Raw genomic sequence first — 12880 nt, 5'->3', positions numbered from 1 at the left:
TCGACGAAATAATCAGCAAAGCTCGGCGTGGTGAATTTATCTGTCATGAGGATGACTCCTTGGAGTGGGATAATCATCAATATACCATATATATCATATAGTTACAAGCTATTTCAGGGTAAATTACCGTGCAAAGGTCTTTTAATGCGATAGTAATACCTATATTTATCAGGCAATCTTATAAAATTCATCAAAGGAGCCAAACATGACAAAGTGGAAAATAGATCCTGATCATGTGTCTGCGAGCTTTTCTGTCCACCACATGATGGTGACAATTGTTCATGGCCTTTTTACCAAGGTCAGAGGGACAATCCTTTTTGACCCGGTTGAACCAGCCTCTACGTCAGTGGAAGTTGAAGTAGACGTTGCCAGCATCTATACCGGAGTTGACCGGAGAGACAACCACTTGCGGAGTACTGATTTCTTTGACGTTGAGAAATTTCCCTTCATGTATTTTAAAAGCACAACTACAGAGGTTGTGGGGATGAACCTCCTAAAAGTCACTGGAGATCTTACAATCCATGGGATTACCAGGCAGGTGATTTTTGATGTTACTTATCTGGGACCATCACGTTTTATAGACGATGATAAGACCTATACAACTTACGGCATTGACGCCACTACCTGTATTCAACGGGAAGACTTCGGCATGGCATGGAACCTGGGCATCGAAGATGGAGGTTTCATGGTAGGTAAGTGTGTTGATATTGTTTTCAGCGCAGAAGCTGACCTTGAAGAGGAAGCTCCTGCCAAATAAGGCGCGGTAATCAAGGAAACCACGATGGTTTCCTGTTCAAAGAATGTGCGAGACTGAAATTACCTGAATTAAACCACCACCGGTTTTAGCCGGTGGTGGTTTAATTTCGATATGGTTAAGTAAAATAACTATTAAGGAAGTCTATTATAAAATTAGTATCTCAGTTTCATGCCAGACATTTTTCAATTTGAATAATGCAAGCAGGTCTATCATTTTTCTGGCTTATATTTTTCATTACATTTTGAATCATTAGATTCACATACGTTTACAGGACATGTTTTTATGTTCTTTCTTGTTGCAAAATCGTAGCATCTCACATCAAAGCTGCATCCCGGATCACCCTTTGGACATGTCAGGACTGCATCTGCACAGCTTATACCGTACCATTTTCCAAAATTGTACCGATGACCATCCGGAGTCTGGCGCATATTGGGATATCTCCCTTTAAGGTATTCAATCCATTCTTGTTTTGGAAGGTAACTCGCTGCGCCACGTTTAAGGGTTGTTTTTTTTAGGTCATCTTTAGCCTTAAGATAGTCTTCATGACAAAACTTTGTGCAGGTGTTGGCATCCTGCTGGTCAGGGCTTATTCCTGAATCAGTGGTCTTCTTTGTTTCAGAGGGCTGGACTGCCTGCTCGCCTACAGGTGCAGGCGTTTCCTGTTTTGGCACAGATTGTCCTGCGGCATCTTTTGCAGCATCTTTTATTGTATCAAACAATCCTGCATTTGCAGTTGCAGCAAATCCTATGACAATAAGCACTACAAATAATTTCCTCATGAAGGTCTCCTTCTTTAATTTTTCATCCATATTTTGAATGGTATATAAGGTTTTTGTCTTTGTCAAGACCAAAGCCTTTGTGTGTCATTATGAGGATATTTCCTGCCAGTTAAAGTATTGCACAGAATGGAGGAATAGCCAAGCCAACCATGGGTTCAGGAAGCACATCGCAGAAACTGGTTTATCAATCGGAAGGGCGGTGGGGACATAGTTTCTTAACGTTCATTCTACATTTTTTGGAGTAATCTCGTTGCAAAAATCCCATGGCTTTTCATTTTCGGTAGCTAAGACCAGGGATGGAGCATAAATGATCGTCACCCTGACCATTTTACCAGCATATCGAATTTCTTGTTTAGCATTTTAACTTTTGACGATTACCGCCAATTCATATATATTACAGTGATCATGACAAAGCTTACAGTTAAACAGGAGCGCATAGGTCCTGTAGCGGGCTACCATCCCTGGGTCTTTTCCGGAGCCTTTGAATCCATACCGGAAGGTTTAGAGGCAGGCGAACCTGTTAAACTTTTTAGCAAGAAAGGGGATTATCTTGCATCCGGTTATTTCAATTCATATTCGCAGATAACTGTCCGTATCTGGGGTTATGATAAAGATGAAGTGGTAAACGAACATTTTTTTTCAAAGAGGATTGAAAAAGCCCGGCAAATAAGAAAAGAATATGTAGAAAGCCCTTCAACGAATGCTTATCGGGTCATTAACGGTGAAAATGACTTCCTCCCGGGACTCATTATTGATAAATACGCCGATTATCTGGTTGTCCAGTTTCATACACGAGGGATTGAACGCTGGAAGAATGAGATTGTTGCCGCACTCGAAAAAATCTTCAGCCCGAAAGGGATATACGAGCGTTCCGACATGGCTGCAAGAAACATCGAAAATCTTGACAAGACAAAAGGGGTTTTGAGCGGGTCTATCCCGGATATCATTAATATTCTGGAAAACGGTTTCAAATTCCTGGTTGATGTGAAGGGCGGGCAAAAAACAGGGTTTTTCCTTGACCAGCGCGATAAACGCCGGGCTCTGATAAAGTATGCGGACAAAGCATCAATTTTGAATTGTTTTTCCTATACCGGCGGGTTTTCTGTATATGCTCTTGCAGGCAACGCAAAAAAGGTTGTCAGCGTAGATACTTCTGAACATGCTCTCGAGCTTGCCAGGGAAAATATTTCACTAAACGGTTTTGATATATCTAAGTGCGAGTTTGTCTGTGAAGATGTAAAAAAATACCTGAAAAATACTGAAGACCATTTTGATGTTGTTATACTCGATCCCCCGGCCTTCATAAAAGACCGCAGGAAGAAAAAAGAAGGTATCACCGGATACAAAAGCATCAACGAGATGGCGCTCAAGGCGCTCTCAGGAAAGGGCATCCTGGTAACCTGTTCATGTTCGGCTCATCTCACTATTGAGGATTTCCGCTATCTTCTTTCGGAAGCCGGTGGAAAGGCACGTAAAACATTAAGTATTCTTGAAAGCTATACACATGGCACGGATCATCCGCAGCTTGTGCCTTTTCCTGAAGGTGAATATCTGAAATGTTTTTTTCTCTCAGTCTCCCCTTAGACCCGTCTTTATTTTCAGGAAAAGTTCCATGAAATTTACAGGATTGCCGGCATACTAAAAAACTTTAAATGTGCTCTTTCCTTCAAACGGTTTTTTATGCTATGATAGGTACACTTCATGACGCGCCCATAGCCCAAATGGATAGAGTGTTGGACTACGAATCCAAAGGTTGCAGGTTCGACTCCTGCTGGGCGCACCACTTATATTAATAACTTACAAATCATTTCACAAGCTCTAAAAAATACCGTGCTACCCCGTATGCTACCCAATATGAAAAAAAGGCAGTTTTCAGGGTTAAAAAAGGTGCAGAATATATGAAAATGTTTTAGCAGTTTTTGAGAGGTATTGTAAAGACAGGAATGGAAGGCTTGGATGTGATGGTTGTCCTGCCTGTCCCTGTGAAATAGGCGAAGGCCACTGCCCCTTGTCCACACGTGAATTCAACTTTGTGATTTATGCTTCATTGTAATTCCTTCAACCCAACGCTGTCGAAATAGAAATCACTTCCATAATTGTACTTGAGGAAGTATGGGATAAGGGCCATCTTAGTGGTTATATCGATAAAGTAGACTTGAATTTCTTGGGAACATTGATTGAGGTCATTGTTTCTCTGTTTAAGTATCGGCTGCAACTTTTCATATAATTCTCTGGCATCGCCCAGCTTATCTATCAATTTTTCAGCGCTATTGTGTTTCTCCAAAAAACGCACCATATCCTTGGTCATACCTGGAACAAATCCCTCAAACACTTTTGGTACAAGCATTCTTCTCAGGTACTCCATATCTTCATGATACCTAATCATCCACTCTATGAATTTAGCCGTTTCATCAATCGAAGGGCGTGGTGGGACTTGCGTCTCTCTTGGGTTCCTGCTAAAAAACCCCATTATTTCCTCCTTTATTTTTCAACTTAAAATAAAAAGAGTGCAGAAATTAGACGCCTCTTCCTGCACCTGATTCCTCTCTACTTCATGATTCTATACTTTTGGATTATTTGTCAAGCCAAACTCTTGTTAATGGTGTCATGGATTATATCTGCTATAACTTCAAAATAATGTAAATTCATCTTGCTTAACACAAGAACAGTTATATAATTGTAATGTATAGCAAATGCATTGCTTTTTCTCAAACCGAGAAGCATGTTGTGAAAAAAAAGGGAGGCGAATAGTGGGACTCTTGGATATGTTTAAACAGATATATAACGAAGAAATCCAGGGCGAACAAACTGTTGAATCCGTCGTAGTTCTTTTTAGAAGATCACAAAAAGTAAGGCCGCACGAAGACCCACACGAAGCGCTGGGAGACATATGGCTATGGCGTATGAAAAAGGCTGGTAATGATTTTGAACGCCAAGACATAGTTGAGGTTGTATTGCGTGAGACCTTTTTATTTGCGTGTATAAAGCCGCCTCTATGTGCAAGAGCTCTTGGACTATATTTCGTAAGAAACGAACTCCCACAAGTCTTTACAAAGTTTCCCAAGTTTAAAGAAGAATATGACATTCTTTTGGGCCCAGTCTTAAGAGCACAAGAAGACGGCACATTGATGGACATGTACCGCACGTATAACCCGAACATGGAAGAAAAATATGGTTAAAGCAAAACTATCAATGGTAGCCCGCTTCATTAAATAAAAAAGTAATTCTTATTGTGCCATTGGGACGGGAGACTCGAAGATGCAAATAGGTGCCGGGCATAATACTGTTTTAATATTTAATGGTTTTACTATGTTAAACATCTCTGATAAATCCAAAAGATCGGCGGCGGCAGTATGGAAAACCAGTACCAGATAGACAGCTTTGGTTGCCTGGTTAGATATGAGGTTCTTAACTATCAAAAGGGAGGTTACAAAATGAGGAAGGCTTTATTCGTTATGTTCCTCGCAGCAGCTCTCGGTTTCTCAACATTTGCACATGCAACTCTTCAAAACAACGGCAATGGGCTCATCTACGACGCGGACCTTGACATTACGTGGTATGATGCCCCTGCTGTTGCAAGGAACTGGGCTGATTCAATAGCCTGGGCAGCAAGTCTGAGTAGTACTACCACTATTGCCGATAGTTGGCATCTGCCCAGTACCGTTGATGATGAGCGACCAAATGTATGGGGTTACAACGGTACTACAAAGGCAGGCTACAACATCACAACCAGCGAGATGGGCCACCTCTATTATGCAGAGCTTAGGAATAAAGGTTATTTTGATACAAGCGGGAACCCCAGGTCCGGTTATGGCCTCGTGAATGCTGGTCCTTTTATCAACCTGCAGCCCAACCACTATTGGTCAGGTACGGAGTATTCAATGTCAACCAGCTACGCGTGGGAATTCTACTTCAACAGCGGCGCCCAGAGTGGGGAAGGCGCTAAGTATAGCGAGCATTATGCGTTGGCGGTGCATTCCGGCAATGTCGGCGGCTCTTCCCCTTCTCCCGTGCCTATTCCAGGAGCAATTCTTTTATTTGGACCAGGACTTGCAGGTATTGCAGCAAAAGGAAGAAGATTCGCAAAGTAATCATAAATGGTTAATTATCAAGGCAGGGTTAACAATAGCCCTGTCTTTTTTGTTCTTAACAAGAAATACCATATGAAAGCTGCAGCGATATGTAAATGGCTGTCTGTGTAAATTGCAGGAAGACATAAATAAAATATCATATTTCCATTTTATCAATCGTGCCGTTCAGTAGAAATTTATCTATCATAACTTTATGAACCGTCACTCACTTTTGAGCATATGCTTAAAATTGCCTATAGATTGAAATTTATCTGATAAGGCATACACTTGTATATCATTGCATAAATTCGTACATTCTGGAGTATCCTTGAGGGATGTCAAAGGGGGGTCAAAGGGGTGCCAAAGTGACCCCATTTCCTCTGGAACAAAATATTTATATTTTGCCATATCACGCGTCTTGGACACCGATCCGGTCTACAGAAGTGACGACCCAGACAATAACTTGCCCCCAGTCCTGCGACTGTTCTATGCTGTCAGGCTTTGACTCCCCAACCTTCTGTTGGAGCATCCCATTCAGACAACCATTCCACATCATCATCTTCGGGGTAAACACTGGTAAATGTTATCCCCTTACCTGCTGGTAATGTCTCAATGATTTTGTTCATGGCTTCCCACGGGTTAGATGCTTTAATAATACAAGTGGGAAGCTCTTTCGAGTAAACAATCCAATTTATTCTCTTTTGTCTTGTAATGCTGATTATGTTGCTCATATGCCCACCTCAGTGTTTATTATCTAACTTTGTCGTATACTTCTTTCATAAAAATACATTTTTACAATACCCTCGGATGCTGGAGGATGACAAAGCCCACAGACTAAGCTCCCATGAATAGAAAGCCACCACCTGTAGGATTTACATATTGGGCATGATTGCGCCGGTTTAATCCTGCCTGCTTCCAGAAGCTTCAATAATGGTTCAACTTTCTTTGGAAATATAACCGCTCCACTTGGAAATACCTCAAGGCCTCTTTGAGTTTTTAACTTGATAGGATTTATAACTGAAAATTTAAGCATAAAGCTCCACCTCCGGGATTTCGTCTGTTTCGGGCATGAAATCTACATCAGAAAATATTTCACTTTCTTTTTGTTGTCCATTTGTCCAAAGAGGTGTAGAACCTTTATTGTCACCTGTTTCTATTGGACAACCCCCTTTGTCCGATTTGTCCGATTGTTCCATATTTAAGGGTTTGTTGTCCCTTTTGGACATATTGGATATTATCGGACAAAAGCCTGTGTCCGATTTTGAGCCAATATTATCAATGGCTTCTTCTAAATTGGACAATCGGACACAGGATAAGGGAGTATTTTTTTTGAAAATATCTTCCGGCTTTGGCAATATCGAAACAGGTTCGGGAATTTCCAGGACTTTCAGCTTCTGTTTTTTACCCCTGCCTTCTATTTCAAGACAACCAGCCCCTACTGCCTGGCTTATGTACCGTGTTAATGTTTTTTCAGAATAAGAAAAAGATTTTAGAAGATCATCACGGGTGCATTCTTTAATTGATTCAACCTTCTGGAGGATTTCGATAACAGGTTTGCCCACAAACAATGAGGATTGCGTAAAGGCATCCGATAGAGAATAAACAAGCTTATAATCGTTTTCATTGGCTATTATTGTGCCGTCCTGAGTCTGTTCCCGCTGATAACAATAAAATAATGCCGACGCTTTAACTAATGATACAACCTTGTCAAAGTCCCTCATATAACGCTCATCCTTAGTTGGAAATAGTTCTGCAAGGGCATTAATATATGGAATTTCCACGTCTTTCGGTTCAATAAGTGAATCTGCAACCTGCCATATGTTGAAATCTTCGCTACAATCAACAGAACCACTCCCAGCCTTAAGGCTATATACCTGCCTTGCCAAACCTTCATCATGTGTAATCTCTTGCATTAAGACCCTTGTACTTAATTCATAGTCAATTTTATAGCCGGTATGTGTAGAGAGGATTACCAGCCCCCTGGTATCTTTTTCTATCTTTTCGCCGCTCATAGTCCCATGGGCATTTTTTTGAACTGTTCCCAACACAAGCTCGCCCTCAGTTAACGCCGTTCTTATGGTTTGAGCTGTCTGGCCTACTCCATTAAGTTCATGGTAGACAATAATCTTATGTGCAAGATCATCTGTTCTATATTCCAGATATTGTGCCGACGTTCTGGAAAAGTTTTCCACTGCCTTCGGGTCAACGGTCTTCAATACCGTTCCTATCAATTCAGACTTACCGCTTGATGAACTACCTGACAGGACAATGCTTAAACCCTTATTGAGGTGCCTGGTCAATGTTGCAAGTTTGACAAGGATCAATGTCTTTTCCCGTCCTATGTATCGTTTATGGCATACTTTAAGAAAGTTCTGAATCAGTGCCGGATCGCTTAACAGTGTTATAGCTGCCTGCTTTTCATTCTCGGTATATCCCTCAGCCTTTTCGGATTTAGTTCTTTTCATAATTTCAAAAGATAGTCGTTTCGGCCTGATATTAAACTTTTTTGCTACAGTGTTGATAAGACTTTCTCTTGATAGATCGTCCATATCATGTGCTTCTGATAACGCCCTGATAATTTCATCCTTGTGGTCAAAGGTAATAAATTTATCGATAGGCAATGCCTTACCTTCAAGGAGATGCAGTTCCTTTCCGACATCCTCCGTATCTGCAAGATGATCGTCTATTCCTTTTTCTTCATGCCATTGTGGAAATCGGATAATTGCGCCTTTTGCTATAAGCTTAAAGGCCAACTCATAAAGGGCATGTCTTACTTGTGAATTCGTCCAAAGGTCTGAATCAAAGGCAATATAAACTGTCCTGCCTTTCCATGAAAAGGTTTCAAGTTCACGCCAGAAAGATTTGCTTTCTATTTCTTCGCTGTCTTTGCCTGCTCGGAAATTCCACACGCCGGATAAAGAGATGCATTTACGGCCATGCTGTAACAATTTCAAGGCTTTCTTTGTCCCCTCAGTGACCCATACAGGCTTACTTGTTTTGTCGGCAACCTGCCAAACATACAAAGAAATATATGGATAAGCTGGAGTGCCCAGTGGGTGAAGATATTTCCTACCATCAATAGACGGAAATGGTTTGTATTCATAAAATGCAATATTGCCGGTCTGATCGAAAAAAGGGAATTCAATAAGGATACTGGTTTTTAAAATGGAATTGCTATTGATACTCACAAAGCCAAGTCTTTTTTTAAGTTCGTCGCTATTACCTGAAAATAGTCGAATGCCTGCCGCCTCCAATGTTTCCGGTGATAATCCGGACGCCTGCATGTCCTCAAGCGCCTGCTTCGCAAGTGTATCTGCATTCGGATTGTAGCCATTCAAGAAATAAGAGTATTCTTTTATCATGGCTGTTACCTATCGTTGCGAGAGTCTAACGTCTGCACTGGGTTCTGATATAACCAGGCCTCCAGATCGGTAACCTTGTATAATATTTTTCTACCTACCTTATAAAACTTTGGCCCCTTCTTTGCAAAACGCATATTTGCAAGAGTACCCTTCGATAAACCGTAAACCTCTGCTGCCTGTTCTGCGGTAATTGCCTGTTTGTTTTTATGCATGTTTTTAACCTCCTGAGATTATGCATGTTTACTCGTAAACATGCATAATTAACTCATAAAACATGGTTTTTTGTCACAAGGGTGAGGCTGCAAATGCAGGAAAAGTTATACCATGCAGAAAGTGGCTTATATCTTACTGTTATTATTTAATAAAAAAAATATTACTGAGTATTCATGCAGAAATCTATTTTTTGTTGTGCAGTTGTAGCATGGTCCTGATACGCTTTTCCAGGGTTTCCTGTTTTGGCAGCGTCCCATCAGTTTTCATTGAATACAAGAAGTCCTCTTGAGATATCAGTATAGCTTTTGCAATATCTGGGATTGATAAACGTGGGTTTTTCTTCTGTCGTTTCAAAACATAACGGAGGATAGCATTGTCTATCTCGCTGAGTTTATTTTTTCGAGCATTCTCGCGCTCTTTCTCCTCGGTAGAGACAGTATTGTCAATACGCTGATATAGCGTCCAATACTTATCAACTCTTATGGATTGACAGATAGGATCAACTGTTAAGTCCTCATTGTCTACAGAACAGATATGCCAGTACACAGTTTTTTTTAAGCATTTATGTAAATCGTCCCGTATCGGGAGCATATCATCATATGGGTATGAGGTATCGGTACGTGCAAGTTTTATATCATTAACCAAAAAAATAATACAATACTCTTCTGTGTCTTCGTATCTTTTGATGGCTTTATAAAGAATGATCTTCCTTATAAAAGGCCATGTATAAGTCCATTCGCCCACATATTCTATCAATTTGTCTTTATTGATTTCGTCTGGAAAAGACATTTGTTGGTTGAGTTTGTCCATGCAGTCACCTCTCCTTAGTGGATTTTCTCCTATATTACAAAAGGGGAAGGTGCCGGAGATAGCACTTTTCGGGAGCTACCCTATCCCCTGTGTATGCTGCTATGTTTCGTTTAACTGTATGATATTGCTTTCCTTGCTCTGATTGAATGCTGCTTCAAGTCGTGCAGCTGCCTTTCTCTTTTCATCTGGTATTAAATGACTATAACGCATTGTCATCGAAATTGACTTGTGCCCTGCCAGATCACGGATAGTCATGATGCTTTCACCCTGCAATGCAAGCCAGGAACAGAACGTATGACGTAACGAATGGAAAGTTATTTTCTGCCGTGCATCCTCAATCCCCTTGTTGAGCCCTATTGTATCAACAACTTTTGAAAAAGCATTAGATACTTCATTGATTTTCCCGCCATGTCTCTTATTTTTAAAAATATATTCTTCTGGGTTCCCTTCCGGGATAGACTGCAACATACCCTTAATCGTTCCTGTTAAAAATGCAGTCCGCCTATTTTTGTTTTTCGGATCACGGACCGTTATAAGATCGTTTTTGAAATCTATATCGTACCACCTTAAGCTAAATACTTCCCCTGCCCTCATGCCAGTGTGCAATGCCATTAATGCGATATTGTGTAATACGTCCGATACTTTCTTTAATTCCGTGAAAAGCATATCCGCTTCATCATAAGATAAAAAACGCTCTCTTTGGTTTTGTATCGCAGGCATCTTTATTTTTGAAACAGGGTTATCACCTTGCCATAAATTCCATTGTATAGCTTTATTAAAAATCTCTCTTACCATCACCAGGCAATGCTTAACAGATTGTCCTGCATAACCCTGCTTTTGAAGCTCTATCTTCATTTTTTCCAGTGCGAAAGGGGTTATCTCATCCATGCGCTTTTTCTCAAAACGTGGCTTAATATGAAGTGCATATCTATTAACTATGTCTCTGCCCTTATTAGCTCTGTTTTGTTGCACCCATTCAAGGTACTTCTTAGCTACATCACCCAATAATGGAGCCTTTGGTTTTTCCTGTGGGAGTTCTTCGCCATGCTGTAATCTTCGGATTCTATCAGCCCTTACCTGAGCAGCCAGTTTTGACGTGTAACCATCGGAAGCCCAGCCCACCTTTTCCCATGTCTTTTTTCCGTCTTTCTTATAAGAGATGTCAAAGCAGGTATCCATCATACCATGAGTCTTTTCAGATCGCCGTTGATATACTCCCGGATATTGCGTCGCCTGTCTCTTTGTATTGTCGGAATATTCTTTCTTAGGTTTCTTCAAAATATACCTCCATAGACTTTTCTCGTGCTACCCCCCATGCTACCCCTGAAAAATATTTACTGTGATTTTGAGTGAATTTATAACTGTTGTTAAATGCTGTAAATATCATGTAATATATTATAATTAATACACTAATGATGTCAAGTGATACTTTGTGAAAATACATTGAATATATATATTAATGGACTACGAATCCAAAGGTTGCAGGTTCGACTCCTGCTGGGCGCACTTTCTAAATAAATAACTTACATTTTATTTTGGTTATATCAGCGTCCGGCTAAAAACTGGGGCTACTCCACTGCGGCCATATCAGCATACTTAAATTAACCTCTTGAAACCCAAAAGCGTTTTTCCCCAAAAAAAAGCAGACACCCTTCATACAAGAATGCAGCATCTTTGTAGATAAACTCATCCCTATTGAAGAATGTTCCTCCGTCCACACACATTTTCCTTTTTATATTTCATTGATATTCTTGAAGATGATATACTAATGCAGATGCAGGGAGCAACTATGAAATTTTCGACTTCTTCCCTTTGGACTCACATGACAATAATGGCGATACAATTTATTTTATGTGCAGACAGTATTTATTCTTTCTGTAATGATCTGCGGTTTTAAAAAACACTGCTTTGAAAGTACCTGTGGATTAGACAATACGTGGCTAAAAAGAAGTTTGCAGCACCATAAACAGTTAGGAGAAACCATGATGAACGGCACAATCACACGAAGATACTTTCTTAGACTGCTGGCCGGGTTGCCATTTATTGCCGGGTTGCCTCTTTACCGGTCTATGGTATTTGCCCAAACCCCGGTAAGCGGCCAGACTACCCAAAAAAAACATATTGGTGAAACATTTGCCGGCGAAGAACTTCATTACAACATTGCCTTCTGGTTTCTCCGCAAGGTCGCTGTGGTGAAGATGACTTTTGCCCGCGGCCCGGAGAAGGGGCAGTATATATCCACCCTGCAGGGAGAGACCGTGGGCTTTACCGGATTTATAACCCGCTATCGCACAGACACATATCGCGCCGTCATGGAGGAACTTGACGAAGGCAGCCGCCTTAGGTCGCTCTCCTTTGAGGAGCGGGTTAAGATTGGAAAAGATTCAAGGATGCGCACCCACACCTTCGACCATAAAAACCGGAAATGGGTCGAACGAAGTGTGCGTGTAAGCGGCGCTACGAGTACAATTGAACATGAAATTGCAGGGGACCAGGACTACAATGACTTCCTTACCGCTTCTTACAATTTCCGGTATGGCGTCTACGGTACTGCAGAGAGAGGAAAGGCCTATCGTATACCGGTCTTCCCGAAGGAAACTGTTACCGCTTATGATGTGAAGATCGCTTCAAAAACAGAAGAGGACCGCATAAGAGAGCGTGATTCTGTGCTTGACGGGAGCGAATACCGCATTGAGCTTAATATGGACCCTGAGGTTCTTCAGTCCGAGAAAGGGCTCATCAAAGGGTGGCTTGCCAAAGAACTCTACCCGGTTGAGGGCATTATGGAGGATGTCTTTCTCTTTGGGGATGTGCACGGGACCCTTATAAAAAGGGTTAAACCCTGATATTCCCCCGGTTTGATTAATTGAAAGGTTAATTATGGCAAAA

General features: G+C 41.1%; 13 protein-coding genes and 1 tRNA gene. 6 read left to right on the top strand and 8 right to left on the bottom strand.

Going from position 1 to position 12880, the window contains the following annotated elements; translation table 11 throughout:
- Positions 1 to 205 precede the first annotated feature (205 nt).
- Positions 206 to 757, top strand: coding sequence for a YceI family protein (locus NT010_13120; protein ID MCX5806979.1), 552 nt, complete (start codon positions 206 to 208; stop codon positions 755 to 757).
- A 209-nt stretch (positions 758 to 966) separates the two neighbouring features.
- Here the strand turns inward: NT010_13120 and NT010_13115 are convergent, their stop codons facing one another.
- Complete coding sequence (locus NT010_13115; GenBank protein MCX5806978.1) at positions 967 to 1536, bottom strand: hypothetical protein; 570 nt, start codon at positions 1534 to 1536, stop codon at positions 967 to 969.
- A gap of 405 nt (positions 1537 to 1941) precedes the next feature.
- Here NT010_13115 and NT010_13110 point away from each other — a divergent pair, with 405 nt between their 5' ends.
- Positions 1942 to 3120: a class I SAM-dependent rRNA methyltransferase gene (locus tag NT010_13110; GenBank protein MCX5806977.1), complete on the top strand. Its 1179-nt coding sequence runs from the start codon at positions 1942 to 1944 to the stop codon at positions 3118 to 3120.
- Positions 3121 to 3242: 122 nt separating this feature from the next.
- Positions 3243 to 3319: transfer RNA gene (locus NT010_13105), tRNA-Arg, on the top strand.
- Between the two features lie 261 nt (positions 3320 to 3580).
- On the opposite strand, the gene NT010_13100 is transcribed toward NT010_13105, so the two are convergent.
- Positions 3581 to 4006, bottom strand: coding sequence for a hypothetical protein (locus NT010_13100; GenBank protein ID MCX5806976.1), 426 nt, complete (start codon positions 4004 to 4006; stop codon positions 3581 to 3583).
- A gap of 280 nt (positions 4007 to 4286) precedes the next feature.
- Between NT010_13100 and NT010_13095 the strand changes: the two genes are divergently transcribed.
- Together NT010_13095 and NT010_13090 are read left to right on the top strand one after the other, a co-directional pair.
- Positions 4287 to 4715: a hypothetical protein gene (locus NT010_13095; GenBank protein ID MCX5806975.1), complete on the top strand. Its 429-nt coding sequence runs from the start codon at positions 4287 to 4289 to the stop codon at positions 4713 to 4715.
- A 255-nt stretch (positions 4716 to 4970) separates the two neighbouring features.
- Positions 4971 to 5627 (top strand): hypothetical protein, encoded by a 657-nt coding sequence (locus NT010_13090; protein ID MCX5806974.1) that lies wholly within the window; start codon positions 4971 to 4973, stop codon positions 5625 to 5627.
- A 473-nt stretch (positions 5628 to 6100) separates the two neighbouring features.
- Here the strand turns inward: NT010_13090 and NT010_13085 are convergent, their stop codons facing one another.
- The 6 genes from NT010_13085 to NT010_13060 form a co-directional block, all read right to left on the bottom strand.
- Positions 6101 to 6337: a hypothetical protein gene (locus tag NT010_13085; protein MCX5806973.1), complete on the bottom strand. Its 237-nt coding sequence runs from the start codon at positions 6335 to 6337 to the stop codon at positions 6101 to 6103.
- A gap of 23 nt (positions 6338 to 6360) precedes the next feature.
- Positions 6361 to 6639, bottom strand: a complete 279-nt coding sequence (locus tag NT010_13080) for a hypothetical protein (GenBank protein ID MCX5806972.1) — start codon at positions 6637 to 6639, stop codon at positions 6361 to 6363.
- Positions 6632 to 8968 carry a DUF3854 domain-containing protein gene (locus tag NT010_13075; GenBank protein ID MCX5806971.1) on the bottom strand — a complete coding sequence of 779 codons (2337 nt, stop codon included), beginning with the start codon at positions 8966 to 8968 and terminating at the stop codon, positions 6632 to 6634. The genes NT010_13080 and NT010_13075 overlap by 8 nt, the downstream gene beginning before the upstream one ends.
- 5 nt (positions 8969 to 8973) lie before the next feature.
- A complete protein-coding gene (locus tag NT010_13070; protein MCX5806970.1) occupies positions 8974 to 9180 on the bottom strand; it encodes a helix-turn-helix domain-containing protein in 207 nt (68 codons plus the stop codon).
- A gap of 184 nt (positions 9181 to 9364) precedes the next feature.
- Positions 9365 to 9991 carry a hypothetical protein gene (locus NT010_13065; protein MCX5806969.1) on the bottom strand — a complete coding sequence of 209 codons (627 nt, stop codon included), beginning with the start codon at positions 9989 to 9991 and terminating at the stop codon, positions 9365 to 9367.
- Between the two features lie 99 nt (positions 9992 to 10090).
- Complete coding sequence (locus NT010_13060; GenBank protein ID MCX5806968.1) at positions 10091 to 11269, bottom strand: site-specific integrase; 1179 nt, start codon at positions 11267 to 11269, stop codon at positions 10091 to 10093.
- 704 nt (positions 11270 to 11973) lie between these two features.
- Between NT010_13060 and NT010_13055 the strand changes: the two genes are divergently transcribed.
- Entirely contained in the window at positions 11974 to 12837 is an 864-nt protein-coding gene (locus NT010_13055; GenBank protein ID MCX5806967.1) for a DUF3108 domain-containing protein, read from the top strand.
- Positions 12838 to 12880: the final 43 nt, after the last annotated feature.

The sequence above is a fragment of the Pseudomonadota bacterium genome (genome assembly GCA_026388275.1).
In the GTDB taxonomy this organism is placed as follows: Bacteria; Desulfobacterota; Syntrophorhabdia; order Syntrophorhabdales; family Syntrophorhabdaceae; genus JAPLKB01.
This window is presented reverse-complemented; position numbering and strand designations above follow the sequence as displayed.

What these genes read in the sequence shown, in the direction of transcription:
- NT010_13055 (MCX5806967.1), top strand. Translation starts at nt 11,974, where the DNA reads ATGATGAACGGCACAATCACACGAAGATACTTTCTTAGACTGCTGGCC.
- NT010_13065 (MCX5806969.1), bottom strand. Translation starts at nt 9,991, where the DNA reads ATGGACAAACTCAACCAACAAATGTCTTTTCCAGACGAAATCAATAAA.
- NT010_13075 (MCX5806971.1), bottom strand. Translation starts at nt 8,968, where the DNA reads ATGATAAAAGAATACTCTTATTTCTTGAATGGCTACAATCCGAATGCA.
- NT010_13085 (MCX5806973.1), bottom strand. Translation starts at nt 6,337, where the DNA reads ATGAGCAACATAATCAGCATTACAAGACAAAAGAGAATAAATTGGATT.
- NT010_13090 (MCX5806974.1), top strand. Translation starts at nt 4,971, where the DNA reads ATGAGGAAGGCTTTATTCGTTATGTTCCTCGCAGCAGCTCTCGGTTTC.
- NT010_13120 (MCX5806979.1), top strand. Translation starts at nt 206, where the DNA reads ATGACAAAGTGGAAAATAGATCCTGATCATGTGTCTGCGAGCTTTTCT.
- NT010_13110 (MCX5806977.1), top strand. Translation starts at nt 1,942, where the DNA reads ATGACAAAGCTTACAGTTAAACAGGAGCGCATAGGTCCTGTAGCGGGC.
- NT010_13100 (MCX5806976.1), bottom strand. Translation starts at nt 4,006, where the DNA reads ATGGGGTTTTTTAGCAGGAACCCAAGAGAGACGCAAGTCCCACCACGC.
- NT010_13080 (MCX5806972.1), bottom strand. Translation starts at nt 6,639, where the DNA reads ATGCTTAAATTTTCAGTTATAAATCCTATCAAGTTAAAAACTCAAAGA.
- NT010_13070 (MCX5806970.1), bottom strand. Translation starts at nt 9,180, where the DNA reads ATGCATAAAAACAAACAGGCAATTACCGCAGAACAGGCAGCAGAGGTT.
- NT010_13115 (MCX5806978.1), bottom strand. Translation starts at nt 1,536, where the DNA reads ATGAGGAAATTATTTGTAGTGCTTATTGTCATAGGATTTGCTGCAACT.